Origin of the sequence: Streptomyces roseoviridis, assembly GCF_039535235.1 — a bacterium.
Taxonomy (GTDB): domain Bacteria; phylum Actinomycetota; class Actinomycetes; order Streptomycetales; family Streptomycetaceae; genus Streptomyces; species Streptomyces roseoviridis.
The window spans coordinates 337,675-362,045 of the sequence record NZ_BAAAWU010000001.1; the positions used below are offsets into that span (position 1 = coordinate 337,675).

Consider the following 24,371-nt stretch of genomic DNA (forward strand, 5'->3'; position numbering starts at 1 on the left):
GCACGGCTGGAACGGCCACTGCCGCGTACGGCTGGAACCGGCCGCCCCCGGCGCCGGGAGCGCGCTCCCGGGCAGATCGTGACGGACCGGTCCGCCGGGCCGCACCGACTGCCCGGTCCGGAGGTGAAGATCCCCGAGGCAGGAGGCGCGGGAGCGGTTTCCGGTGCACACTGGGCACCAAGTGGCGTCGAATCCTGTTGGGGGCCGGAAGAGTGAACGGCGGCAGCGGCAGACGGCGTCTGCACAGCCGGGGCTCGTCCGGCCAGAATCCCGCGGTGCGCCGTACGACCGGGGGGAACGCGCGGTTCCGCCGGAGCAGGGGGCTGCAGCCGCCGGACCGGTTCACCACGCGCAGCCGGCTCGCCTGGCTGAATTCCGCCACCTCCCGGATCGGCACGACCCTGGACCTGCAGCGGACCGCGCAGGAGCTCGCCGAGTTCACCGTGCCGCGGTTCGCCGACGGGGCGGCCGTGGACATCCTGGAAAGCGTCCTGCGCGGTGACGAGGGCGCCCGGTGGACGGAGCCCGGGATCCCGCCCATGCGGGCGACGGCGCTGTGCGCCATCGAGGAGCTCTCCTCCCTGGAGCCGACCCCGCTGGGCGAGACCTTCGTCCACGCCGAGCAGCCGCACGAGACGCTCTTGCACCGGTACTGCCTGCGGCAGGGCAAACCGGTCCTGCTGAGCCGCATGCGGGACGACGACTTCCTCCGGGTGGCGCCCACCGCGAGCGCGGCGGAGAAGATGCGGTCCGCCGGGGTGCACAGCTACCTCGCCGTGCCCCTGATCGCCCGCGGACTGCTCCTCGGCAGCGCCGACTTCGTCCGCGGCCCCGGGACGCCGCCGTTCTCCTCCACCGACCTGGCCCTGGCGGAGCAGCTCGCCTCCAAGGCGGCCGTCTTCATCGACAACGCCCGGATGTACGGACGGGAGCGCGAGCACGTCGTCTCGTTGCAGCGCAGCCTGCTGCCGCGGGTGACCCCGGCGACGCCGGGCCTCGTGGTGCACTCCGAGTACGCGCCCTCGGTGGCCCGTCACGGGGTGGGCGGGGACTGGTACGACGTGATGGGCCTGCCTGGCGGGCGGACGGCCCTGATGGTGGGCGACGTCATGGGACACGGGCTGCCGGCGGCGGCGACGATGGGGCGCCTGCGGACCGTCGCCCGCACCCTGATGACGCTGGACATGGCTCCCGAGCGGATCCTGGCGCGGCTCGACCTGGCCACCCGCGACCTGGAGGACGAGCAGGTCGCCACCGCCCTGTGCGCCGTCTACGACCCCGCCGACTCCACGTACACGCTGGCGAGCGCCGGGCACCTGCCGCCGCTGCTCCTCGACGGTCAGGGCGGCGCCGAGTTCGTCTCGGTGCCGACCGGCGCGCCGCTGGGTGCCGGGGTGATCCCGTACGACCCGCTGCGGGTGCGCGTCCCGGAGGGCGCCCATCTGATCATGTACACCGATGGCCTGGTCAAGACGCGGGACGAGGACGTGGACGTCCAGCTGGACCGGCTGCGGTCGGCGGCGCTGAGCCTGGCCCCCGGATCGCTGGAGCAGGGGGGCCTGGTGGAGTGCGCTCCGGCGGCCGCCGCCCGTTTCGACGAGGCCGTGCTCCTCGTCACCACGAGCTCCTCGCTCCCGGCCGGAGACCTGCGGGTGTGGGAGCTGCCGCAGGACGGGCGGGCCGCTTCCGTCGCCCGGGGCCTCGTCACCGAGCAGCTGGCCGCCTGGGGGCTCGCGGAGCTCGCCGACGTCTGCGAACTCGTCGTCTCCGAGCTGGTCGGCAACGCGCTGCGCTACGGCAACGGCCCCGGCGGTCTGCGGCTGCTGCGCGGGGAGCGCCTGGTGGTGGAGGTCTCGGACACCGGCCCCGACCTGCCCCAGATCCAGCACGCGGACCTCAGCGACGAGGGCGGCCGGGGGCTCCAGCTCATCAACATGCTGTGCCGCCGGTGGGGTTCGTGCCGCACGGTCACCGGCAAGGTGGTCTGGGCGGAACAGAACATGCCGTCCTGAGGCGCAGGTGGCTCACGGAGCCGTGTCATGTCCGAGCGGCTGGAGCGGGCGGCTGTTAAGGTGGCCGCGAACGTCGACCGTGTACGGAGGAGTGACAGACGTGGTGGGTGACGACGACATCTCCGGGTGAGATCCGGATCTGACGGCCACCGGACGCGCCGAGGAGCGCAGCGCCGGAGGGCCCGTTCGTCGTACCCCTTTTCCGCACGTCTTCCCGGGGCGGAGCTGTGCCCGCCCCCGGCCGTCCTTCCGAGGTCCTTCCCATGTCCCACGGCACCGTCGTCTGCTCCCGCCTCTCGTTCGCCTGGCCGGACGACACCCCCGTCTTCCACGACCTGTCCTTCACCCTGACCGCCGGCAGCACGGGGCTGGTCGCCCCGAACGGGGCCGGCAAGAGCACCCTGCTCAAACTGATCGCCGGTGAACTGCGGCCCTCCGCGGGCTCGGTGACGGTCACCGGCACGCTCGGGTACCTGCCGCAGAGCCTGCCCCTGACCGGCGAGCTCAGCGTCGCCGAGGTGCTCGGCGTGGCCGAGGTCATCCGCGCCCTGGACGCCGTCGAATCCGGGGACGTGCGCGAGGAGCACTTCACCACCATCGGCGACGACTGGGACGTCGAGGAGCGCACCCGGGCCCAGCTCGACCGGCTGGGCCTGGGCGCTCTCGCCCTCGACCGCCGCCTGAGCACCCTCAGCGGCGGCCAGATCGTCTCCCTCGGTCTCGCCGCGCAACTGCTGAGGCGTCCCGACGTGCTGCTGCTCGACGAGCCGACCAACAACCTCGACCGGGACGCCCGCCACCAGCTGTACGACGTCCTGGCGGACTTCCCCGGCCTGCTCCTGGTGGTCGCCCACGACCGGGCCCTGCTCGACCGCGTGGACGGCATCGCCGAACTCGGCAGCGACCGGCTGCGGTGGTACGGAGGGAACTTCACCGCCTACGAGGAGGCCGTGCGGGCCGAGCAGGAGGTCGCCGAGAAGAACGTCCGCAACGCGGAGCAGGAGCTGAAGCGGGAGAAGCGCGAGCTGCAGCAGGCCCGTGAGCGCGCGGAGCGCCGCGCGGGCAACGCCGCCCGCAACCTCGCGAGCGCCGGGCTGCCGCGCATCTTCGCCGGCACCATGAAGCGCGGTGCGCAGGAGTCGGCGGGCCGGGCCGGCCAGGTGCACGCGTCCCGGGTCGGCGAGGCCAGGGCCCGTCTCGACGAGGCGGGGCGCGCGCTGCGCGAGGAGCAGCTCATCGTCCTGGACCTGCCCGACACCCAGGTGCCCGCCGGCCGCGACCTGTTCCTCGGCACGGGGATGCAGGTCAGGCACGACGGGAAGGACGTGTTCGCGGCGGGCGGTGTCGACCTGTCGGTACGGGGACCGGAGCGCATCGCGCTCACCGGTCCCAACGGGGGCGGAAAGACCACCCTGCTGCGGCTGATCACCGGTGAGCTCGCCCCGGCCGGCGGGGAGATCCGGCGTGGTGACGGCCGCATCGCCTCGCTCTCGCAGCGGCTGGACCTGCTGGACCTGGACCGCTCCGTGGCGGAGAACTTCGCGTCGTTCGCGCCCGAGCGGTCCGACGCGGAGCGGATGAACCTGCTCGCCCGCTTCCTGTTCCGCGGTCCCCGGGCGCATCTGCCCGTCGGTGTGCTCTCCGGCGGCGAACGGCTGCGTGCCACCCTCGCCTGTGTCCTGTGCGCGGAACCGGCCCCGCAGTTGCTGCTCCTGGACGAGCCGACCAACAACCTCGACCTGGTCAGCGTGGGGCAGCTGGAGAGTGCGCTCGACTCCTATCGCGGCGCGTTCGTGGTGGTCAGCCACGACGAGCGGTTCCTCACCGAGATCGGGGTGAACCGCTGGCTGCGTCTGGACGGCGGAACGCTCCGGGAGACGGCCGCCCCCGAGGTGTGAGCGGCCGGCCGGCCCGCGAGGGCGCTGTCCCGGCGCTCGGCTGCCGCCGAGGTGCGGGGCCCCGCCGCCCGATCAGGGACGGGCGGCGGGGCCGCCGGGTCAGGGGGCCATCTCGTAGGTGCCCGAGAGGGCCTCGACCCGCTGCCACACGCGCTCCGAGCGCGCCTCGTCGACGACGGGGCGCCGGACCGCGCCGAGCGCCCAGAGCTGCTGCTGTTCGGTCGCGGAGTCCTTGCCGTGGAGTTCGACGGCGTGCGCGGAGAAGTCGCGGACGAGGACGGCGAACAGCTCGTCGAGGACGTCCTCGTCGAGACCGGTCAGCGCCGCCTGCTCCAGGACCAGCTGGCCGTGGACGACGAGCGCGAAGAGCTGGCCGACGGCGAGGAGGAGGTCGAGGTCACGGCTCTGCTCCTCGTCCGGGGCCGCCTTGAGGACGAACTCGCACAGCGCGTCCGCCTGCTCGCGGAAGCGGGCGACGTTCGCCACGTGGCCGTACGCGTCGAAGGCCGGGCGCCAGTCGTGGAAGCGGACCGAGCCGAGGCCGCGGGCGGGGCCCTGGCGGAAGAGGAAGGTGTCGTCGGCCGCGTCGAGGCGGGTCGGGACGGGCTCGTACGCGACCGGGTCGAGGAGGTGGTTGCGCATGAACTTCAGGATCAGCGCCAGGTTGACGTGGACCGTGCCCTCCAGCTTCGGCAGACCGCGGATCTCGACGGCCGCCTGCGCGAAGTAGTTGTCCTTCTCGAAGCCCTTGGCGGCGATGACGTCCCACATCAGGTCGATGACCTTCTCGCCCTCCGTGGTCACCTTCATCTTCGTCATCGGGTTGAAGAGGAGGTAACGGCGGTCGTCCGGACCGGCGGTGCGGAAGTAGTCGACGGCGCGGTCGCTGAACAGCTTCATGCCGACGAGCCGGACGTAGGCGTCGGTCAGTTCGCGGCGCACGTGCGGGAAGGCGGTGACGGGCCGGCCGTAGAGGATGCGGTTCTGCGCGTGGGTGACGGCCTCGTACATCGCGTGCTCGCAGATGCCGATCGAGGCGGTGCACAGGTTGAACTTGCCGACGTTGACGGTGTTGAGGGCGGCGTCGAAGGCGGCGCGGCCGGTGTGCAGGACGTCCTCGGCGGCGACGGGGTAGTCCTCCAGGCGGAACTCGCTGACGTACTTGGAGGAGTCGACGACGTTCTTCACCAGGTGGTAGGCCGGGTGGCGGCTGTCGGCGGCGAAGAAGACGTAGCCGTCGGGGCCCTCGACGTCGGTGCGCCGGCCGAAGACGGAGACCAGCCCGGCCGCGTTGCCGTTGCCGATGTAGTACTTGGAGCCGGTGGCGCGGAAGCCGCCCTCGCCGTCCGGCTCCAGGAGCATGTCGGTGGAGTAGATGTCGGCGCCGTGCGACTTCTCGGAGAGGCCGAAGGCGAACACCTCGCCCTGGGAGAGGAGTTCGGCGGCGCGGGCGCGGGCGGCTGCGTTGTCGCTCTGCCAGACCGGGCCGAGGCCGAGGATGGTGACCTGCCAGGCGTACCAGTAGTCGAGGCCGTAGAAGCCCAGTATCTCGTTGAGGGCGGCGATGCGGGCGGTGTCCCAGCGCTTGTCGCCCTCCTGCTCGCCGGCGGCCGACGACGGCGTCAGGAAGGTGGCGAAGAGTCCTTCCTCGGCGGCGAAGGCGAGGAAGTCACCGAGCCAGGCACGGGTCCGGTAGTCCTCGATGATCCGGCGCTTGCCGCGCGCCTCGAACCAGGCGACGGTGGCGCGCAGCAGCCGGCGCGTCTCCGGGTCGAAGTGCGACGGGTCGTAGGTGTGCGGGTTGAACAGCAGCGAATCGGCCATGAGGTCCGCCTTTCCGGCTCGGGACGAGGGTGGTGGTGCGCGTGACGTGGTACGGGGTGGAGTGCCGCGGCGGGTGTCAGGGCCCGTCGTGGAAGCGGGCCAGCGTGGCGAGGACGTCGTCGAGCCAGGCGATCATCATCCGCTCGTAGGCGATGCCGCCGCGCAGCACGACGTGCTGGAGCTCCCGTTCGGCGTCGAGCGGGGCGGCGGCGGGCGGCGGGGAGCCGAAGTCGCGCGCTTCGCCCGCGAGGTAGTGGGCCAGCCGGTCGGTGTGGGCCTGCCGGTGCCGTTCGACCTCGCCGATCAGGGCGGCGGGATCGTCGAAGGCGGCGCCGCGGATCTTGACGGCGAGGTCGTGCCGTACGCTCTCGGGCTCGATCGGCGCGGCCAGCCAGGCGGACAGCGCGGCCCGTCCGGCGGCGGCGACGGAGTACTCCTTCTTGTCCGGGCGGCCGTGCTGCGGCACGTCGCGGACGTCGACCCAGCCCTCGCCCTCCATGCGCTTGAGCACCCGGTAGATCTGCTGGTGGGTGGCGGTCCAGAAGTATCCGATGGACCGCTCGAAGCGCCGGGCCAGCTCGTATCCGGACCCGGGCTTCTCGAGCAGGGAGACGAGGATCGCGTGGTCGAGCGCCATGCGCCCGATCTTGCTATGCACTTCGTTGCATAGCAAGGGCGACCGGGTGAGACGCCGCTCACCCGGGAAGATGACCGGTCCGGCGCCCCCGCACGGGCGCCGGACCGGTCGTGTCCCGTCGGTCAGCTGCGGGATGCGGGGGTGAGCAGGACGAAGTCCGCGTCCGACGGGTCGAGGCAGTAGGCCAGCCGGCCGACGTCCTGCGCGTCCTCGGGTCCCATCGGTACGCTGCCGCCGTTGCGGGTGACCCTCTCGACCGCGGCGTCGCAGTCGTCGACGGCGAAGACCGGATGCCAGGAGGGCCGCCCGTTCGCCGGGGCGAGGGCGTCCGCGCCGACCTGCAGGATGCCGCCGTGCATCCGCTCCTCGGGCAGCCCGGCGGGCGTGATGAGGGAGTACGTGCCGCCGCCCGGCATCCGCACGTCGCTGAACCACCAGCCGAGGACGCCGCCGTAGAACTCCTTCGCGGCCTCGGCGTCGCTCGTGTAGAGCTCCGTCCAGGACAGCGAGCCCGGCTGGTCCACCAGCTCGGCGCCCCGGTCCGTCCCCGGCTGCCAGACGGCGAACTGGCCGCCCAGCGGGTCGCTGTACTGCGCCATCCGGCCCCAGTCGCCGAGGTCCCTCGGCGCCACCCGTACCGTGCCGCCCGCGTGCTCGACGGCCCGGGTCGTCTCGTCCGCGTCCGTGACGGTGTAGTAGATCATCCAGGCCGAGCGGGCTCCCTCCTCGGTGAGCTTGCCGAGGCCGGCGACGGTCCTGCCGTCCTTCCGGAACGTCCCGCCCTCCATGCCCTCCGCCTCCCCCATGGACTCGTGATCCCACCCCAGCACGGCACCGTAGAAGGCCGCGGCGGCCGGGACGTCGGGGGCCCCGAGGTCGAGCCAGCAGGGGGAGCCGGGGGCGAAGTCAGTGGTGATCACGGCGGTGCCCTTTCTCCGGTCACGGGTGCTCCCAGAGTGGCACCGGGCACCGGCAGGCGCGCGTCGGCGCGCCCGCCCCCGGCCCCGGCCCCGGGCACCAGGGCCGGGCGGCGGCGAGGCCGCGGCCGGGTCAGACGACCGTGAGGACGATCTTCCCCGTGGTGCGGCCCCGCTCGCCGATCGCATGGGCCTTCGCCGCGTCGGCCAGCGGCAGCACCGTGTCGACCACCGGCCGCAGTCGCCCGCTGTCCACCAGGTCCGCGAGCGCGCGCAGTCCGAGGTGGTCCGGCTCGACCAGGACCCAGGCCGCGCTCACGCCCTCCGGGGCGGCGGGGACGTCGTCCGGGCCCGGCAGGGTGATGAGCCTCCCGCCGGGGCGGAGCAGCTTCACCGAGCGCTCGGCCGTCTCGCCGCCGAGGCCGTCCAGGACCACGTCCACGTCGGTCACGGTCTCCTCGAAGCGGGCCGTGCGGTAGTCGATCACCTCGTCCGCGCCCAGCTCCCGCACCAGCTGGTGCTTGGCCGCGCTCGCCGTGCCGATGACGTAGGCGCCGCGGGCCTTGGCGATCTGCACGGCGAGGTGCCCCACTCCCCCGGCGGCGGCGTGCACCAGCACCCGCTCCCGCGGGCGCACACCGGCCGTGTCGACGAGGGCCTGCCACGCGGTCAGGGCGGCGAGCGGCAGCGCCGCGGCCTCCACGTGGGTCAGGGAGGCCGGCTTCGGAGCGAGGTGGCGGGCCGGGGCCACCACGTACTCGGCGTACGCGCCCGCCTGGCGCGGGAAGTGCGGCATGCCGAACACCTCGTCGCCGGGGCGGAAGATCCCGACGCCGGGACCGACGGCCTCCACCGTGCCGGAGACGTCCCAGCCGACGGCCGGCACGTCGCCCCAGGCGATCAGGGCTCCACTGGCGCGGGTCTTCCAGTCCACCGGGTTCACCCCGGCGGCGTGCACCCGCACCAGGACCTCGTTCAGACCCGGCTCGGGTCGTTCCACCTCGCGCTCGACCAGCTTCTCGGGTCCGCCCCACTGCTCCACGACCACGGCGCGCATGCCGTCCGCCTCTCTTCGTACCACGTCGATTCTTCGTCGTCCGCCGCCGGAGCCGTCCGGCGGCGACCGCTCCACGATCGGGCACGGGGCGCCGGCACGGTATTGGCCGTCCGGCCACCATGTGACAGGATCTGGCCATGAGCGCTCCCCCGGTCACGGCCGCCCTCCCCCACGACGAGCGGGACGGGCGCAACGTCGGCCCGGCCCGGCCCCACCGCGTCGCGGTCCTCGCCCTGCCCGGCGTGCCGCCCTTCGAACTCGGCATCCCCTCCCGCGTCTTCGGCAGCGCGGCGGACGCCGAGGGCCGCCCGCTCTACGAGGTCACCGTCTGCACGGCCGACGGGGCGCCCGTCCTCAGCGACGCCGGTTTCACCGTGCTGCCCGCGGCCGGGCCGGAGGCGCTCGCCGCCGCCGACACGGTGGTCGTCCCGCCCACCCACGCCATGCCGGAGCTCGGCAGGGGCGGTCCGCTGCCGCCCGAGGTCGGGGCCGCCATCGCCCGGATCCGGCCGGGCACCCGGCTCGTCTCGATCTGCTCCGGGTCGTACGTGCTGGCGGCGGCCGGGCTGCTCGACGGGCGGCCGGCCACCACCCACTGGAACCTGGCCCCGGAGTTCCGCCGGGCCTACCCCTCGGTCAAGGTCGACGAGGAGGTGCTCTTCGTCGACGACGGCGACGTGCTGACCTCCGCGGGCGTCGCGGCGGGCGTCGACCTGTGCCTGCACATGATCCGCCGTGACCACGGCGCCGCGGCCGCCAACCGCGCGGCCCGCATGTGCGTCGTCCCGCCCTGGCGGGACGGCGGCCAGGCCCAGTTCATCGACCGGCCCGTCCCGGAGCCCACCCTGGCCGGCACCACCGCCACCCGCGCCTGGGCCCTCGAACACCTCGCGGAACCGCTCACCCTCGCCCGGCTCGCCGAGCACGCCCGGATGAGCCTGCGCTCCTTCAGCCGCCGGTTCCGCGACGAGGTCGGCATGACGCCGGTGCAGTGGCTCACGGCGCAGCGTCTGGAACTCGCCAAGCAGCTGCTCGAGACGACCGATCTGCCGGTCGACCTGGTGGCGCACCGCTCCGGGCTCGGCTCCGGTAACTCCCTGCGGGCGCACATGAGGGCCGCGTTCGGGATCACGCCCGCCGCCTACCGCCGCGCCTTCGGCACCGGCGCGCGCTGACGCCAGGTGCCGTCCCCCCGGGGGCCGAGACCGCGCCCCGGGGGGGGCGAGCCCACGCCCGGGGGGCGGCACCGTGCCTAGGGCAGGGGCGTGCCGCCCGTGGCGTTGACGATCTCTCCGGTGATGTAGCCGGCCGCGGAGGAGGCCAGGAAGACGTACGCGGGAGCCATCTCGGCGGGCTGGGCCGCCCGACCGAGCGGTGACTGCTTCCCGAACTCCTCCACCTCCGGCATGGTGGCGGGGATCAGCGGTGTCCACACGGGTCCGGGCGCGACCGCGTTCACGCGGATGCCCCGCTCGGCCACCATCTGGGCCAGGCCGTGGGTGAAGGAGATGATGGCCGCCTTGGTCATCGCGTAGTCGAGCAGGTGCGGACTGGGCTGGTAGCCCTGGACCGAGGTGGTGTTGATGACGCTGCCGCCGCGGGGCATGTGGGCGAGCGCCGCGCGGGTGAGCCAGAACATGCCGTACAGGTTCGTCTTCATCACCCGGTCGAACTGCTCCGTGGTGATGGCCTCGATGCCCTCGGGCTGCGCCATCTGGTAGGCGGCGTTGTTCACGAGGAGGTCGATGCGGCCGAAGGTGCCCACCGCCGTCCCGATCAGCTCCTCGCACTGCTGCTCGTCGCGGATGTCGCAGGCGACGGGCACCGCCTTGCGGCCCGCCTCGCGGATCAGCCGGGCCGTCTCCTCGGCGTCCTCCTGCTCCTCGGGCAGGTGGGTGAAGACCACGTCCGCGCCCTCGCGCGCGAACGCCAGGCAGACGGCCCGTCCGATCCCGGAGTCCCCGCCCGTGACGACCGCCGCGCGGTCGGCGAGCAGCCCGTTTCCGCGGTAGGAGTCCTCCCCGTGGTCGGGCCGGGGTTCCATGGCCTCGGTGGTACCGGGGTGGGACTGGTTCTGCTCGGGTTGCGGCGGGCGGGGGTGGCGCGTCTGCGGGTCGGGGTCGCGGGACTCTGCGGGTGAGGACATCCGGTGCTCCTTCGAGGGGAGGGACGCTTGCCGTCGGCGGCCGGAGATCGGGGCCCCGGCCGGGGTCTGGGGGTCGACTACCCGGGACCCGGCACGGCATCCACCCCTTTTGGCGTGTTTCGCCCGACCGGCGGGAGCGCCGCGCGTAGGGCTCCCGGACGCGGGTAGCCGCGTCGGCATGGTCGATCGGAAGCCCCCTCAGGAAGACCGCTCGCCGGAAGACGGCACGGAACGAGAGCACCCCGCGCCGGACCGCGCGCCGCACGGGCGCGGGCCGGACGGCCCCGCAGCGGCCGCCGGGGACGCGGACCCGCCCCGTACGCCACCGGATCCGCGGGACGTCGGCCCCGGCCCCGCGGTCGACGAGCGGGCGCCGGAGTCGCCGACCGGTCTGTCCCGGCACTCCTGGGCCGCCGTGCTCAAGGGGTCGTTGCGCGAGTTCACCTCCGACGAACTGTCCGACCGGGCCGCCGCCCTCACCTACTACGGCGTGCTGTCCCTGTTCCCCGGGCTCCTCGTGCTCGTCTCGCTGATCGGCCTCAGCGGCCGGTCGACCACGGACCGGGTCCTGGACAACCTGCGGGAGCTGGCGCCCGGACCGGCCCGCGACGTGCTCGGCCGGGCCGTGGAGAACCTCCAGGGCGGTACGGGCACCGGGGCCGTCATGGCGGTGGTCGGCCTGGTGCTCGCCCTGTGGTCGGCCTCCGCCTACGTGGGGGCGTTCATGCGCGCCGCCAACCAGGTCTTCGACCTGCCGGAGGGCCGCCCGGTCTGGAAGGTGCTGCCGATCCGGCTCGCCCTGACCGCCGCCCTCATGGTCATGGCCGCGGCGAGCGCCCTGATCGTCGTCCTGTCCGGCGACGTGGCGCGCCGCGTCGGCGATCTGCTGGGGGTCGGCGACACGGCGCTGACGGTGTGGTCGATCGCCAAGTGGCCGGTTCTGCTGGTGCTGGTGACCGCGATGATCGCGCTCCTGTACTGGGCGGGTCCGAACGCGAAGGTGAGGGGCTGGCGCTGGGTCACTCCGGGCAGCGCCCTGGCCCTGCTGATCTGGATGGCCGCCTCCGCCGGCTTCGCCCTCTACGTCGCCGAGTTCGCCTCGTACAACAAGACGTACGGGACGATGGCCGGCGTCATCGTCTTCCTGATCTGGCTGTGGATCACCAACCTGGCGGTGCTGCTCGGCCTGGAGTTCGACGCGGAGGCGCTGCGCCAGCGGGCGGTCGAGGGCGGCATGCCGCCGGACGAGGAGCCGTACGTGGAGCCGCGTGACACCCGCTCGTGGAGCGAGGAGGACATGCGGACGCTGCGGACGCGCCCTGCCGGGCCGGCCGGCCGCGGGCGGGCGGGGAAGGACCGGGGTCATGGGCGCTGACGGGAACGGCGGGGGCGCGTACGAGCGCGACCGGAGCTGTCTCACGACGCGGATCACGGCGGACGGTCGGGACGGCTTTCCCGTGGAGCCCGGACGTTACCGGCTGGTCATCGCCCGCGCGTGCCCCTGGGCGAACCGGGCCGCGATCGTCCGCCGCCTGATGGGCCTGGAGGACGTGCTGTCGCTCGGGATCGCCGGGCCCGTGCACGACGAGCGCAGCTGGTGCTTCCACCTGGATCCGGGCGGCCGGGACCCGGTGCTGGGCATCGAGTGGCTGCGGGAGGCGTTCCTGCGGCGCGATCCCGGCTATCCGCACGGCATCACCGTGCCGGCGATCGTCGACGTCCCCACCGGCGAGGTCGTCACCAACGACTTCGAGCGGATCACCCTCGACCTCGGCAGCCAGTGGTCGGCGCACCAGCGGGAGGGGGCGCCGGACCTCTACCCGGAGCGGTGGCGCGACGAGATCGACGACGTGGCCGGGAAGGTGTACCGGGACGTCAACAACGGGGTGTACGCGTGCGGTTTCGCCCGCACGCAGGCGGCGTACGACGAGGCGTACCGGCGCTTGTGGCAGCGGCTTGACTGGCTGGAGGAGCGGCTCGCCGGCCGGCGCTACCTGGTCGGCGACACCCTCACGGAGGCCGATGTCCGCCTCTTCCCGACCCTCGCCCGCTTCGACGCCGTGTACCACGGTCACTTCAAGTGCAACCGGCAGAAGCTGACGGAGCTCCCGGCGCTGTGGGCGTACGCGCGGGACCTGTTCCAGACCCCCGGCTTCGGCGACACGATCGACTTCGCGCAGATCAAGGCGCATTACCACGTGGTCCATCAGACCATCAATCCCACCGGGATCGTGCCGGCCGGCCCGGACGTCCGCGGCTGGCTCTCGCCGCACGGACGGGAGCAGCTCGGCGGACGCCCGTTCGGCGACGGCAGCCCGCCCGGCCCGCCTCCGCCGGCCGAGCGGGTGCCGCCGCTCGGTTGAGCGGGCCGGCGGGCTCCCGGAACGGACTCCCGCCCGCCCCGGTGTGTCGTATCCCTTGTCAGCTCCCCGTGTCGGGCCTATCGTCGGCGCGCAGCGCAGAAAGCGCTTTCTACGTTCGGCGGGGCGGCCGGCATCGACGACAACCGGGAGACGACGATGAGACGACCAGTCGCAGTACGCCTCTGCGCGGGCCTGGCCGCCACGGCCCTGGCCGCCGTGGCCGGCGTGGTGGTGGCCGTGCCCCAGGCCACGGCCTCCGCCACGGCCGGCGCCACAGCCACGGCGGCCGCGGCAGGCGCCACCGGCTACGCCACCCAGAACGGCGGCACGACCGGCGGCGCGGGCGGCCGCACCGTACGGGCCACCACCGGGACCGCGATCCACGCGGCCCTGTGCGGCCGGGCCAGCAGCAGCACCCCGATCGTCATCGAGGTCGAGGGCACCATCAACCACGCCAACACCGCCAAGGTCTCCGGCACCAGCTGCAACACCGCCGACGGCGTGATCGAACTGAAGCAGATCAGCAACGTCACCCTCGTCGGCGTCGGTGGCGGAGCCGTCTTCGACCAGCTCGGCATCCACATCCGCGAAGCCAGCAACATCATCGTGCAGAACGTCACCGTCCGGAACGTCAAGAAGTCCGGCTCCCCCGTCTCCAACGGCGGCGACGCCATCGGCATGGAGAGCGACGTCCGCAACGTCTGGGTCGACCACGTCACCCTGGAGGCGTCCGGCGGGGAGTCCGAGGGCTACGACGGCCTCTTCGACATGAAGGACAACACCCAGTACGTGACGCTGTCCTACAGCGTCCTGCGCAACTCGGGCCGCGGCGGCCTCGTCGGCTCCAGCGAGACCGAGCTGTCCAACGGCTTCATCACCTACCACCACAACCTGTACGAGAACATCGACTCCCGCGCTCCCCTGCTGCGCGGCGGCATCGCGCACATGTACAACAACCACTACCTGCGGCTCAACGAGTCCGGCATCAACTCCCGTGCCGGGGCCCGCGCCAAGGTCGACCACAACTACTTCGAGGACTCCAAGGACGTCCTGGGCACCTTCTACACCACCGCGGCCGGTTACTGGCAGGTGAGCGGCAACACCTTCGACGGCGTCACCTGGTCGGCGCCGGGGACGGACTACCGGCCGGCCGGACCGGACGTGCGCTCGAACACCACGGTGAGCATCCCGTACCCGTACGCGCTCGACGCGGCGTCCTGCGTGCCCGGTGTCGTGAGCCGGACGGCGGGCGCCGGCAAGGGGCTGCTCGTGTCGGACGGTTCCTGCACCCCGCAGACCCCGGCGCCGACGGCGACGGCGACGGTCACCACCCCCGCGCCGACGCCCACGCCGACCGGGACGAGCCCGACGCCGGCCCCGACCCCGACGACGGCCCCGCCGGCCGGTACCAACCTGAGCATCGGCGCCGGCTCCGACGGCTCCAGCAAGGCGGACGGGACGAGTTACGGCAACGTACGCGACGGCGACCCGAGCACCTACTGGTCACCGGCCGGTCCGACCGGCTCCGTCTCCGTCAAGTGGGGCTCGCCCGTCTCCGTGTCGGCGCTCGTCATCCGGGAGGCGGCCGGTTCCGCCGGCACCATCCGGACCTGGCGGGTCGTCAACGCCGACACCGGGGCCGTCCTCACCTCCGGCACGGGCGCGGGCGCGATCACCTTCCCCCGGACCTCGCTGAGCAAGGTCACCTTCGAGATCACCGGCTCGGCCGGCACCCCGAAGGTCGCCGAGTTCGAGACGTACGCCGGCTGACGGCCGCCTCCCCGACGGTGCGGGCCGGGAACGTCCGGCCCGCACCACACCCTTGGCAGGCGGGGACGGTGCCCGGCGCTGAGTACGGTGCCGGGCGGCGGATGAGTAGCGGAGCTCAGGACCGGCCCGGGCGGCGCGCCGAGCATGGGGGGACATCCCGTCGCCGACCTCGGGGAGAGCACGTGCTCAGCCGCATCGCCCGCGCCCTGGTACCGACCGTGGGCCGTCTCACCGTGACCGCGGATCCCCGGGCCGCGCTCGCCCCCGGCAGCATCGTCGTCGCCAACCACACCTCGCTCGCCGATCCCGCGATCGTCCTCGCCGCGCTGCACCGCCTCGGCATCGAACCGGTCGTCGCGGCGACGGCCGGCCTGTGGCGCGTCCCGTGGCTCGGCACGGCGCTCGCGCGCGAGGGCCACATCCCCGTGCACCGGGGCAGCGAACGCGCCGCCGACGCCCTCGACCTGGCCGCGGCGGCGCTCGGCAGGGGCCGGATCGTGCTCATCTACGCCGAGGGCGGCCTGCCCCGCCGCAGGGACGCCGGTGAGGCGCCGCCGGAAGCCTTCCGCAGCGGCATCGCGCGCCTGACCCACCGCACGGGGGCCCCGGTCGTCCCGATCGGGCAGGCCGGCGCGCGCCGCGTGATCTCGGGCGGCACGGCCAAGCAGCTGGCCGGGCTCGCCACCGCACCGCTGCGGCGGCCCGGACTGCACGTCCACGTGGGGGCGCCGGTCGTGCTGCGCGGTGACGGCGCGACGCGGACGGCGCAGGCGCACGCGGCGGTGACGACCGCGTGGCGCACCGCCGTGGACCGGCTGACGCGGACGGCCGCCGCGTGACTCCCTTCCGGTCAGGATGAGCCGGGCGCCGGGCGCGCCCGCCCGCGGAACCCGGCGGCGCGCGGGATCGGCGCGCGCGGGTCGGCAGCTGCGGGATCGGCGGGTGCGGGTCGGCAGCTGCGGGTGCGAGAGGTCCGCGGTGCCGCGCGCCGCGCGGGAGGGCCGCCGGCTCCGCCGGGACGACTCAGCTCGGGCTGATGCTGGGGCTGGGGCTGATGCTCGGGCGGGGGTCGCGGCCCCGCGGGCTCGGGCCGGTACTGAGGCTGCCGGGGCTGAACCAGCCGCTGAACGCCCCGCTCTCCGCCGCGGAGTCCGCCCTCGCCAGGACCGTCTCGGCCGCCGCGCGCCAGGTCGCCGCGTCGGCGCGGGGCGGCGGCACGAAGGGACCGCGCTCCGGGGCCTCGGCGGCCGCGCCGAAGAAGTCGCCGCCCTTGCGCCTGACGTCGTCCGTGCCCCAGGAACGGCCGCTGCGGGCCGGGACCTTCTGGAGGTGGGGGATGTGCTTGGCGCAGTGGATGTACGCCTCGTCGACGGCGATCTCGACCCACACCAGGGCCCGCCGGCCGGGCACCGGGTCGACGGGCAGCCCGGCGTCGGGGTGGACGCGGCGCATTTCGTCGTCGGCGAGGACCCGGGCCCGGCCGTTGACGTGGAGGCCGATGCGGTCGCGCAGGAAGTCCACCATGAGCAGGCCGACGTGCGGGTTCTCCTCGATGTTGCCGAGGCTGGCATGGACGCCGTTGCCCCGGTACTCGGGGTAGGCGAGCGTCGTGTCGTCGAGGACGTGGAGGAAGCCGGGCGGGCCGGCGCGGAAGGTGCTGTCGCAGGCTCCGTGGCGGTCGGCGGTGGCCAGGAAGAACATCTCCTGCCGCGCCGTGAACTCGCGCATCCGGGGGTTCAGCCGGTCGAGGACCTGTTCGGCGTAGAACCGGTCGGCGCGTTCGGTGGTGCCCAGGCGCCGCTGCACGAGGTGTTCGCCGTCGCTGCCCGGGCGGGTGGTGCGCAGGGGCGCCGTCCCCCGGTGGCCGGTCGGTTCGATGGTGCTCGGGTCCTGCTGGAAAGTGCTCACGTCGTTGCCCCGGCCAGTTCCTCTAGGGAGTCGTGTCGTATGCGGTGGGTGGGGATGCCGACGCCCACCAGGGCCTCGACGCCCCGGCGGATCATTCCGGGCGGGCCGGACAGATAGGCGTCGTGGGTGTGCCACGGGCCGTGCTCGCGGATGGCGTCGGGCAGGCCGCCGGAGGGCAGGCCGCCGGGGGCGTCGTCCAGGACCGGGCGGACCGAGAGCCAGGGGTGCGACTGCCGCAGCCGGAGCATGGTCTCGATGTCGTAGAGGCCGTCGTTCTCGCGGGCGCCGTAGAAGACGTCGACGGTGCGGCGGCGGCCGTGCCGGGCGACGTCCTCCACGAGGGCCTTGATGGGGGCGATGCCGGTGCCGCCGCCGAGGCACAGCAGCCCGTTGTCGCTGTTGTGGTCCACGGTCATGGAGCCGGCCGGCGGACCGAGCCGGATGACGTCGCCGGGGCGGGCACGGTGCACGAGGGCGTTGGAGACCCAGCCCGCCGGGACGGCCTTGACGTGGAAGGACAGCAGCCCGTCGGAGCGGGGCGCGGAGGCGAAGGAGTAGTGCCGCCAGACGCGCGGCCACCACGGGGTCTCCAGGGAGGTGTACTGCCCGGCGAGGAAGGGGTAGGGCTGGTCGGGCCGGACCGTGACGACCGCGATGTCCGGGGTCCGCATCTCGTGGGCGACCACCTCGGCCTGCCACCAGGCGGGCGAGCGGAGTTCGTCCTCGGTCGCCGCGTCGATCATGATCTGCGAGATCGTGGTGTACGCGGCGACCCACGCGGCCTCGGTCCTCGGCCCCCATACGGCCGCGGCATAACGGGTGAGGGCGCCGATCAGGGCCTCGCCGACGGCCGGGTAGTGCTCGGGCCGCGTGCCGTACTTCCGGTGCCCGCGGCCGAGGTGGGTGAGGTAGGTGGTCAGGGTGGCGGGGTCGTCCGCGTGGGTCGCGGCGGTGAGCAGCGCCTTGAAGAGGCGGTCCCGCTGGGTGTTCATGGCCGCGGGGAAGAGCTCCCGCAGGTCGGGGTGGCGCAGGAACAGCAGGGCGTAGAAGTACGAGGTGACCTGGTCGGCGATCGGCTCGATCTCGGCCATGGTGCGGCGCAGGAGGGCCGCGTCCGACTCGTCCGCCCGGTCGGCCGCCGTCGGCGCGGGCGCCGTGGGCGCGGTGGGCGCGGTGGGCGCCGCCTGGGGGGTGCGGGGCGCCCGGGATGCGGAGGGCGCGTGAGGCGAGGACGGCCCCTGCGGGGCAGAGGGCGCCTGAGGCGCGGGCGTCCGCGGTGGGGAGGCCGCGCCGGATGTCTGGGCCGGTCTGCGCGTGAACCAGCCCCCGCCTTCGCCTGCTCCGCCGGACGACGGAGTGGTCGGAGTTCCCATTCGGTGTGCCTCGCCTCGAATTGCCTCGCCTTCACGCCCACCTGTCCCAGGGCGGCCCGACCATACATCGGACTTTCGAACGGACGGATTTTCGTGCGCCCGGCCGCCGGTGCACGCGTTACCCCTGGTCAGTTGGGGTTACTGATCAGTTGGACAGGAGAGGACTCTCGTCCGGCGGGTGATCTTCGAGGGATTCCACGACGGAAAAGTCACGAGGTCACCCGAACTTCTCCACATCTGCCGTCGAGCCGCGGGACGACTGGCGGTCCGCTCCCGTGGCGCGATGATGGAGAGGATGAGCGCGGCGGCCCTTCCCCCTGCCGGCCCGGACCCGGCGAACGGTGAGCTCGCCGTGGAACCCGGCGGGCTCCTCGACGTACTCGGAGTGGCCGCCGTCGTCCTCGACGCGACGGGCCGGATCGTGCTGTGGAGCCCCCAGGCGGAGGCGATCTTCGGATACACGGCGCAGGAGGCGCTGGGCCACCCGGCCGCGCGGCTGCTGGTCGAGGAGCGCCACCGGGACCGGGTGCTGACCCTGTTCGAGCGGGTGATGGCGGGCGGCGGCGCGTGGGCGGGTGTCTTCCCGGTCCGTCACAAGGACGGCCGTACGATCCCGGTCGAGTTCCGCAACACCCGTCTCCTCGACTTCCAGGGACACCGCTACGCGCTCGGCCTGGCCACGGACGGGGCCACCGTCAGACGGGTGGAGCAGGACCTCGCCCTGTCGTCCCGGCTGGTCGCCCATTCGCCGATCGGCTTGGCGGTGCTGGACCTGGACCTCCGGTTCGTGCTGGTCAACCCGGCGCTGGAACGGATCGACGGCCGCGGCGCCGCCGACCACCTGGGCCGTACGTTCCGCCAGGCGGTCCCGACCCCGGACGCCGAGGTGGTGGAGTCGGCGCTGCGCGAGGTGCTCGAGACGGGGGTTCCCGTCCTCTCCCGGAGCGTCCAGGGCCCCCTGCGCCCCGGAGGGCGGCAGCAGGTCTGGTCGATGTCGCTGTACCGCCTGGAGACCACGGCCCAGCGGGTCGTCGGGGTCGCCGCCTCGGTCGTGGACATCACCGACCAGCACCACGCCGCCCGGGCCGCCGCGCGCGCCAGGCGCCGGCTCGCGGTGATCGCCGACGCATCCGAGCGGGTGGGCACCACGCTCGACCTGGACCTGACCGCCCATGAGCTGGCGGACCTGGTGGTGCCGGAGTTCGCCGACATCGCCGCGGTCGACGTCCTGGAGGACATCCTGGCCGGTCCGCATCCCGGCGGGACGCGGGCGTCGGGTCCGGCCGTGTTCCGGGCCCTGGCGGTGAAGGCCGCGTATCCCACTCCGGCGCAGGAGGCCGCCGACCCGGTCGGCGAACCGGCCCGTTACGGCGCCGAGCGGCTGGTCACCCAGTGCGCCCGCACCGGTCGCCCGGTCCTCGTCGAGCGCGTCACCGACGACGACATGTCCCGCATCGCCCGTGACGACTCGGCGGCCCGGCTGCTGCGCCAGGCGGGCGTCCACTCCTACCTCGCCGTCCCGCTGCGCGCCCGGGGCGTCGTCCTCGGCGTGCTCGACCTCAAGCGGGCCCGCAACTCGCTGCCCTTCGACCGGGACGACGTCCTCCTCGCCGGGGAGCTGGCGGCCCGGGCGGCGGTCGCCATCGACAACGCCCGCTGGTACCGGCACCAGAGCCAGGCCGCGCTGGCCCTGCAGCGCCATCTGCTGCCGCACGGACCGGCCCGGCTCGACGGGCTGGAGGCGGCCTACCGCTACCAGCCGGCCTCCGCGGCGGTCGAGGTCGGCGGCGACTGGTTCGACGCGATCCCGCTCCCGGGCGGCGAGACGGCCCTGGTGGTCGGGGACGTGATGGGCAGCGGCATCAACGCCGCGGCCACCATGGGCCAGGTCCGCACCGCGGCCCGCACGCTCGCCGCGCTCGGGCTGCCGCCGGCCGTGGTGCTGACCCATCTGGACCGTACGGTCGCCGGTCTGGACGAGGCGATGGCGACCTGCGTGTACGCGGTGTACGACCCGCGGCGGAGGATCTGCCGCGTCGCCGTCGCCGGCCACCCGCCGCCGGTCCACGTCCCGGCGGGCCGGGCCCCCCGGCTGCTCGACCTGCCCACGGGCGCGCCCCTGGGCGTCGGCGGCGTGCCCTTCGAGACCCGGGAGATCCCGTTCGACCCGGGTGACGAGCTGGTGCTGTACACCGACGGCCTGGTGGAGACCCGCGACCAGGACATCGACGTCCGGCTCGCGGCCCTGACGGACCTGCTCGCCCTGTCGTCCTCCCTCCCGCTGGAGCAGACCTGCGACCTGCTCCTGGGCGCGCTGCGCGGCCCCGACGACCACGACGACGTGGCCCTGCTGATCGCCCGGGCGCACGGGCCGTCGGAGGCCGGGGCGGAACCCGGGGGCTCCTGGGAGGCCGACCGGCGGGAACGGGCGGGCGGGCCCGAGGACCGGACGGCAGACCGGGCGGAGAGCCGGACGAAGGACCGGACGAAGGACCGGGCGGAGAGCCGGACGGGGAACCCTTCCGGGAACCGGACGCGGAACCGCACGGACTTCCGGCGGGCCGAGGGCGCGGCAGAGGCGGACGGCCGCGCGGACGGCCACGAGGAGGGGGCGCCGTGAGCGAATCGTCCTTCCGCGGGGACAGCCTCCCGCCCTTCCCGGAGGGCACGGCCGGGGCCCTCCTGGACGGTCACGGGCGGATCAGCGCCTGGACACCGGAGGCGGCCGCGCTCCTCGGGCGGTCCGCCGCCGAGGTCGTGGGCCTGCCCGCCCGCCTGCTCCTGGCGGACCCCGCGGCGTGGACGGCGCTGACGGAGGCGTACGCGCGGGGCGCCGGGGGCGGCGAGGCGGTGCTGCGCTCGGGCCGGGGCGAGGACGTGCCCGTCGTCTTCCGGGCCTTCGCCCTGGACGGGGGCGACGCCGGGAGCGGCGGAGCGCGCGGGACCGCGGGCGGCGCGGCACAAGGCGGCGGGAGTGCGGGAGGAGGGGCGGGGTGTCTCGTCCTGGCCACCACGGCGTCCCTGGCGGCCCGCTGGCATCAGGACCAGGCCTTCGTCACGGAGCTGTTCCTCCAGGACCGGGTGGGGCTCGCGGTGTTCGACCCGGAGCTGCGGCTCCTTCGGACCAACACCCATCTGCTGCCGTACACGGGCGTGCCCTCCGATCTGAGCGGCCGGCGGCTGAGCGACTTCCTCTGGCCCGGGGACGCGGCGGCGGTCGAGGAGAAGCTGCGGGAGGTGCTGCGCACGGGCCGGCCGCTGATCCGGGCGGAGGAGCTGCTGCGCACCGTCGAGGATCCCGGTGGCGGAGTCGTCATCGCGATCACGGCGTTCCGGCTGCAGGCTCCCGACGGACAGGTGCTCGGCGTCACCGGCCTGTTCACCGACGAGACCGAGCTGCGCCGTTCGAGCGAGCGGCTGGCGCTGCTGCACCACGCCACGGCCCGGGTCGGCGGATCGCTGTCGGTCCGGGACACGGGCCGGGAACTGGCCGCCGCGCTCGTGCCCGGCCTCTGCGACCTCGCGGTCGTCGAGATCGCGGACGCGGTGTCCCTGGGCGAGGAACCGGCCCCCGGCGGGGACGGGCGGCCGGCGCTGCGCCGGACCGCCGTGGCGGGACGCCCGGCGACCGGCGGCGGTTCGGACGCCGATGACGTCGATGCCGCTCTCGACGCCGGGGCCGACGCCGGGGGCGGGACCGCGGCCGACGCGGGCGGCTATCCGATGACCATGTCGGCGCCCCTGTGCGCCCGGGGGACCGTGCTCGGCCGGGTGTCCGTGGGCCGGCACGCCGCCCGGGGTCCGTACGAGCAGGCCGACCGGGAGCTGCTGCGCGAGATCGCCGACCGGGCGGCGCTCGCCCTGGACAACGCGCGGCGCTTCACGCGCGAGCGGCGCGCGGCCGTGGGGCTCCAGCGCAGCATGCTGCCGCCCACGCAGACCGAGACCGTCGGGGCGACCACCTCCGGCGTGTACCTTCCCGCGGACACGACGACCGGCGTGGGCGGCGACTGGTTCGACGTGATCCCGCTGTCCTCGGCGCGGGTGGCGTTCGTGGTCGGGGACGTCGTGGGCCACGGCCTCGCGGCCACCGCCACCATGGGCAGGCTGCGCACGGCCGTCCGCACCCTCGCGGACCTGGACCTGGAGCCGGACGAGCTGCTCGCCCATCTGGACGACCTGGTGGCCCAGTTGCTGGCCGAGCCCGAGGAGACCGACCGGGAGGACCGGGAGAGCGGGGGCGGACGGCAGGACGGGGAAGGACCGGCCGGTGACGGCGGGGACGGAGCGGTCGGCCGGGAGGAGGACGAGGACTGGGGCGCCCGCCACGCCTCCTCGCCCACCGGCGCGACCTGCGTGTACGCGGTCTACGACCCGGTCACCCTGCGCTGTGTGGTGGCGTCCGCGGGCCATCCGCCGCCCGCCGTCGTCGACCCGGAGGGCCGTGTGTCGTACCTTCCGGTCGACCCGGGCCCTCCGCTGGGGGTCGGCGGGCTGCCCTTCGAGTCGACCGAGACCGACCTGGCGCCGGGCAGCCTGTTCGCCCTGTACACCGACGGACTCGTGGAGGGGCACGACGGCGACCTGGACGAGGGCATGGCCCGCCTCGCCGCGCATCTGGGCCGCCCGGGCGTCCTGGAACGGCCCCTGCGCGAACTCGGCCGCGAGATCGTGGCGGGCCGTCCCGCCGACGGGCTCGCGGACGACGTGGCGCTCCTGCTCGCCCGTACCCGCGCCGTCCCGGCCGAGGACACCGCCTTCTGGACCATCGACGCCGACCCGGCGGCGGTCGGCACCGTGCGGGAGGCGGCCACGGCGCGGCTGCACGCGTGGGGTCTCGACGACCTGGTGTTCACCACCGAACTGGTACTGAGCGAACTGGTGACCAACGCGGTCCGGTACGCCGGAGGGCCGATCGAGGTACGGCTGATCCGCGCCGGCCGGCTCATCTGCGAGGTCTCCGACCCGAGCGCCACCCATCCCCGGATGCGCCGGGCGCGCCTGACCGACGAGGGCGGCCGCGGCCTGTACCTGGTGGCGCAGCTGACCACCCGCTGGGGCAGCCGCTACAGCCGCAGCGGCAAGACCATCTGGGCGGAGCAGGAGTTCCCGTCGCCCGAGGCGTGAGCCGCGCGACCGGCTGCCGGGCGGAGGCCCGCGACGATCCCGGGGCGAGAAGGCGGCGTCCCGAGATGCGTAAATCCCGTGATGGGGTGAACTGGTGTAGGAGTACGCGCACCGGTCACGAGAGGCGATCATGGGCGAAGACAGCACAGTCACCGTGGGAGTGCTGGGTTCCTACGGTGGACGGAACGTGGGCGACGAGGCGATCCTCACCGCCATGCTGGACCGCCTGCGGGCGGCACGACCGGATGTCCGGATCGTGATGTTCTCCCGCAACCCGGACTACAGCCGAGGCGTCTGCCCGGACGTCGAGGTGGTGGGCTGGGAGGGTCTGCCGAGAGAACGGACCTCCGAGCACCTGCGGCGCCTCGACGTGCTCGTGCTCGGCGGCGGCGGCATCCTCTACAACACCGAGGCCCGCCGCTATCTGCGGCTGGTGCGCACCGCCCAGGCGTACGGGGTCCCCGTCTTCACGTACGCGGTGGGCGCCGGTCCGCTCACGGACGAGGTCGACTGCAACTGGGTCCGCACGACCCTCGCGGACGCGGTCGAGGTGACGGTCCGCGACGAGGAGTCGAAGGTGGTCCTCGAAGAGGCCGGTCTGGAGCGTCACATCACCGTCACCGCCGATCCGGCGCTGCTGCTGCGGCCTGGGGACGGCGGTGCGGAGCTGCTGCGGGCCGAGGCCGTGCCGACCGGAGTGCGGCTGGTGGGCATGAGCGTGCGGGAGCCGGGCCGTGCCGCCGAGCACCTCGACGAGGAGGGGTACCACCAACTCCTCGCCCATGTCGGCGACTTCCTCGTCAACCGGCTCGACGCCCATGTCGTCTTCGTGCCGATGGAGCGCGACGACATCCGGCACGCGCACGCCGTGGCCTCGCACATGGCGGACGCGGGGGCGTGCACGGTCCTGCGGGGTGCCTCCCGGCCGCAGCAGGTCCTCGACATCGTCAAGCAGCTGGATCTGGCCATCGGCATGCGGCTGCACTTCCTGATCTTCGCCGCGCTGTCCGGGGTCCCGCTGCTTCCGCTGCCGTACGCCGGCAAGGTCTTCGACTTCGCGACGCAGGTCGGAGCGCCCGCCCTGCGGGGCGTGGTGCGCGAGAACGTCGGTCTGCTCCTGGCCGAGGTGGACCGCCTGTGGGACGAGCGGCCGGCGCGGCTGGCGGAGACGGCAGCCCGGACGGCGGCTCTCCGGCTGCGGGCGGACGAGACGGCCGAACGCTTCCTGGCCTACCTCGACCGGATCGCTCCCCCGCCGCTGCTCGCGGACCCGTCGGCGCCGCTGGCGCCGGTCGGCTGAGCCCCACGGCGCCGCCACCCGCCGTCCCGTCCCCTCCCG

The 24,371-nt window shown here is 74.1% G+C and carries 17 protein-coding genes; 10 read left to right on the top strand and 7 right to left on the bottom strand.

Annotation, left to right across the window (positions count from 1 at the left end):
- Positions 1-212: 212 nt before the first annotated feature.
- Together ABD954_RS01550 and ABD954_RS01555 are read left to right on the top strand one after the other, a co-directional pair.
- A complete protein-coding gene (locus ABD954_RS01550) occupies positions 213-2,012 on the top strand; it encodes an ATP-binding SpoIIE family protein phosphatase (protein WP_345483889.1) in 1,800 nt (599 codons plus the stop codon).
- A gap of 263 nt (positions 2,013-2,275) precedes the next feature.
- Positions 2,276-3,910, top strand: a complete 1,635-nt coding sequence (locus ABD954_RS01555; RefSeq protein ID WP_345483890.1) for an ABC-F family ATP-binding cassette domain-containing protein — start codon at positions 2,276-2,278, stop codon at positions 3,908-3,910.
- Positions 3,911-4,009: 99 nt separating this feature from the next.
- On the opposite strand, the gene ABD954_RS01560 is transcribed toward ABD954_RS01555, so the two are convergent.
- The 4 genes from ABD954_RS01560 to ABD954_RS01575 form a co-directional block, all read right to left on the bottom strand.
- Positions 4,010-5,734: an acyl-CoA dehydrogenase family protein gene (locus ABD954_RS01560; RefSeq protein WP_345483891.1), complete on the bottom strand. Its 1,725-nt coding sequence runs from the start codon at positions 5,732-5,734 to the stop codon at positions 4,010-4,012.
- A gap of 76 nt (positions 5,735-5,810) precedes the next feature.
- Positions 5,811-6,371, bottom strand: a complete 561-nt coding sequence (locus tag ABD954_RS01565; protein ID WP_345483892.1) for a PadR family transcriptional regulator — start codon at positions 6,369-6,371, stop codon at positions 5,811-5,813.
- Between the two features lie 122 nt (positions 6,372-6,493).
- A complete protein-coding gene (locus tag ABD954_RS01570; RefSeq protein ID WP_345483893.1) occupies positions 6,494-7,291 on the bottom strand; it encodes a VOC family protein in 798 nt (265 codons plus the stop codon).
- Positions 7,292-7,421: 130 nt separating this feature from the next.
- The gene (locus tag ABD954_RS01575) at positions 7,422-8,345 is read right to left on the bottom strand and encodes an NADP-dependent oxidoreductase (protein WP_345491887.1); all 924 of its coding nucleotides are present in this window, start codon (positions 8,343-8,345) and stop codon (positions 7,422-7,424) included.
- Between the two features lie 137 nt (positions 8,346-8,482).
- On the opposite strand from ABD954_RS01575, the gene ABD954_RS01580 reads away from it, so the two are divergent.
- Entirely contained in the window at positions 8,483-9,520 is a 1,038-nt protein-coding gene (locus tag ABD954_RS01580; protein ID WP_345483894.1) for a GlxA family transcriptional regulator, read from the top strand.
- Between the two features lie 77 nt (positions 9,521-9,597).
- Here the strand turns inward: ABD954_RS01580 and ABD954_RS01585 are convergent, their stop codons facing one another.
- A complete protein-coding gene (locus ABD954_RS01585; RefSeq protein WP_345483895.1) occupies positions 9,598-10,491 on the bottom strand; it encodes an SDR family oxidoreductase in 894 nt (297 codons plus the stop codon).
- Positions 10,492-10,669: 178 nt separating this feature from the next.
- On the opposite strand from ABD954_RS01585, the gene ABD954_RS01590 reads away from it, so the two are divergent.
- The 4 genes from ABD954_RS01590 to ABD954_RS01605 all read left to right on the top strand — a co-directional run bounded on the left by ABD954_RS01590 (position 10,670) and on the right by ABD954_RS01605 (position 15,463).
- Positions 10,670-11,866, top strand: coding sequence for a YihY/virulence factor BrkB family protein (locus ABD954_RS01590; RefSeq protein WP_345483896.1), 1,197 nt, complete (start codon positions 10,670-10,672; stop codon positions 11,864-11,866).
- Positions 11,856-12,854, top strand: coding sequence for a glutathione S-transferase family protein (locus ABD954_RS01595; RefSeq protein WP_345483897.1), 999 nt, complete (start codon positions 11,856-11,858; stop codon positions 12,852-12,854). The genes ABD954_RS01590 and ABD954_RS01595 overlap by 11 nt, the downstream gene beginning before the upstream one ends.
- 156 nt (positions 12,855-13,010) lie before the next feature.
- A complete protein-coding gene (locus tag ABD954_RS01600) occupies positions 13,011-14,624 on the top strand; it encodes a pectate lyase family protein (protein ID WP_345483898.1) in 1,614 nt (537 codons plus the stop codon).
- Positions 14,625-14,806: 182 nt separating this feature from the next.
- Positions 14,807-15,463, top strand: coding sequence for a lysophospholipid acyltransferase family protein (locus ABD954_RS01605; protein ID WP_345483899.1), 657 nt, complete (start codon positions 14,807-14,809; stop codon positions 15,461-15,463).
- Between the two features lie 184 nt (positions 15,464-15,647).
- On the opposite strand, the gene ABD954_RS01610 is transcribed toward ABD954_RS01605, so the two are convergent.
- Both ABD954_RS01610 and ABD954_RS01615 read right to left on the bottom strand, forming a co-directional pair.
- Positions 15,648-16,532 carry a pyridoxamine 5'-phosphate oxidase family protein gene (locus tag ABD954_RS01610; RefSeq protein ID WP_382746078.1) on the bottom strand — a complete coding sequence of 295 codons (885 nt, stop codon included), beginning with the start codon at positions 16,530-16,532 and terminating at the stop codon, positions 15,648-15,650.
- A complete protein-coding gene (locus ABD954_RS01615; protein WP_345483900.1) occupies positions 16,529-17,623 on the bottom strand; it encodes a globin domain-containing protein in 1,095 nt (364 codons plus the stop codon). Before ABD954_RS01615 ends, ABD954_RS01610 begins: the two co-directional genes overlap by 4 nt.
- Positions 17,624-18,200: 577 nt before the next feature.
- On the opposite strand from ABD954_RS01615, the gene ABD954_RS01620 reads away from it, so the two are divergent.
- The 3 genes from ABD954_RS01620 (at position 18,201) to ABD954_RS01630 (ending at position 24,332) form a co-directional block, all read left to right on the top strand.
- The gene (locus tag ABD954_RS01620) at positions 18,201-20,525 is read left to right on the top strand and encodes a SpoIIE family protein phosphatase (RefSeq protein WP_345483901.1); all 2,325 of its coding nucleotides are present in this window, start codon (positions 18,201-18,203) and stop codon (positions 20,523-20,525) included.
- Positions 20,522-23,032, top strand: coding sequence for a SpoIIE family protein phosphatase (locus ABD954_RS01625; RefSeq protein ID WP_345483902.1), 2,511 nt, complete (start codon positions 20,522-20,524; stop codon positions 23,030-23,032). The genes ABD954_RS01620 and ABD954_RS01625 overlap by 4 nt, the downstream gene beginning before the upstream one ends.
- 130 nt (positions 23,033-23,162) lie before the next feature.
- The gene (locus tag ABD954_RS01630; RefSeq protein WP_345483903.1) at positions 23,163-24,332 is read left to right on the top strand and encodes a polysaccharide pyruvyl transferase family protein; all 1,170 of its coding nucleotides are present in this window, start codon (positions 23,163-23,165) and stop codon (positions 24,330-24,332) included.
- Positions 24,333-24,371 lie beyond the last annotated feature (39 nt).

What these genes read in the sequence shown, in the direction of transcription:
- ABD954_RS01555 (WP_345483890.1), top strand. Translation starts at nt 2,276, where the DNA reads ATGTCCCACGGCACCGTCGTCTGCTCCCGCCTCTCGTTCGCCTGGCCG.
- ABD954_RS01560 (WP_345483891.1), bottom strand. Translation starts at nt 5,734, where the DNA reads ATGGCCGATTCGCTGCTGTTCAACCCGCACACCTACGACCCGTCGCAC.
- ABD954_RS01565 (WP_345483892.1), bottom strand. Translation starts at nt 6,371, where the DNA reads ATGGCGCTCGACCACGCGATCCTCGTCTCCCTGCTCGAGAAGCCCGGG.
- ABD954_RS01575 (WP_345491887.1), bottom strand. Translation starts at nt 8,345, where the DNA reads ATGCGCGCCGTGGTCGTGGAGCAGTGGGGCGGACCCGAGAAGCTGGTC.
- ABD954_RS01580 (WP_345483894.1), top strand. Translation starts at nt 8,483, where the DNA reads ATGAGCGCTCCCCCGGTCACGGCCGCCCTCCCCCACGACGAGCGGGAC.
- ABD954_RS01585 (WP_345483895.1), bottom strand. Translation starts at nt 10,491, where the DNA reads ATGTCCTCACCCGCAGAGTCCCGCGACCCCGACCCGCAGACGCGCCAC.
- ABD954_RS01590 (WP_345483896.1), top strand. Translation starts at nt 10,670, where the DNA reads ATGGTCGATCGGAAGCCCCCTCAGGAAGACCGCTCGCCGGAAGACGGC.
- ABD954_RS01595 (WP_345483897.1), top strand. Translation starts at nt 11,856, where the DNA reads ATGGGCGCTGACGGGAACGGCGGGGGCGCGTACGAGCGCGACCGGAGC.
- ABD954_RS01600 (WP_345483898.1), top strand. Translation starts at nt 13,011, where the DNA reads ATGAGACGACCAGTCGCAGTACGCCTCTGCGCGGGCCTGGCCGCCACG.
- ABD954_RS01615 (WP_345483900.1), bottom strand. Translation starts at nt 17,623, where the DNA reads ATGGCCGAGATCGAGCCGATCGCCGACCAGGTCACCTCGTACTTCTAC.
- ABD954_RS01620 (WP_345483901.1), top strand. Translation starts at nt 18,201, where the DNA reads ATGAGCGCGGCGGCCCTTCCCCCTGCCGGCCCGGACCCGGCGAACGGT.
- ABD954_RS01630 (WP_345483903.1), top strand. Translation starts at nt 23,163, where the DNA reads ATGGGCGAAGACAGCACAGTCACCGTGGGAGTGCTGGGTTCCTACGGT.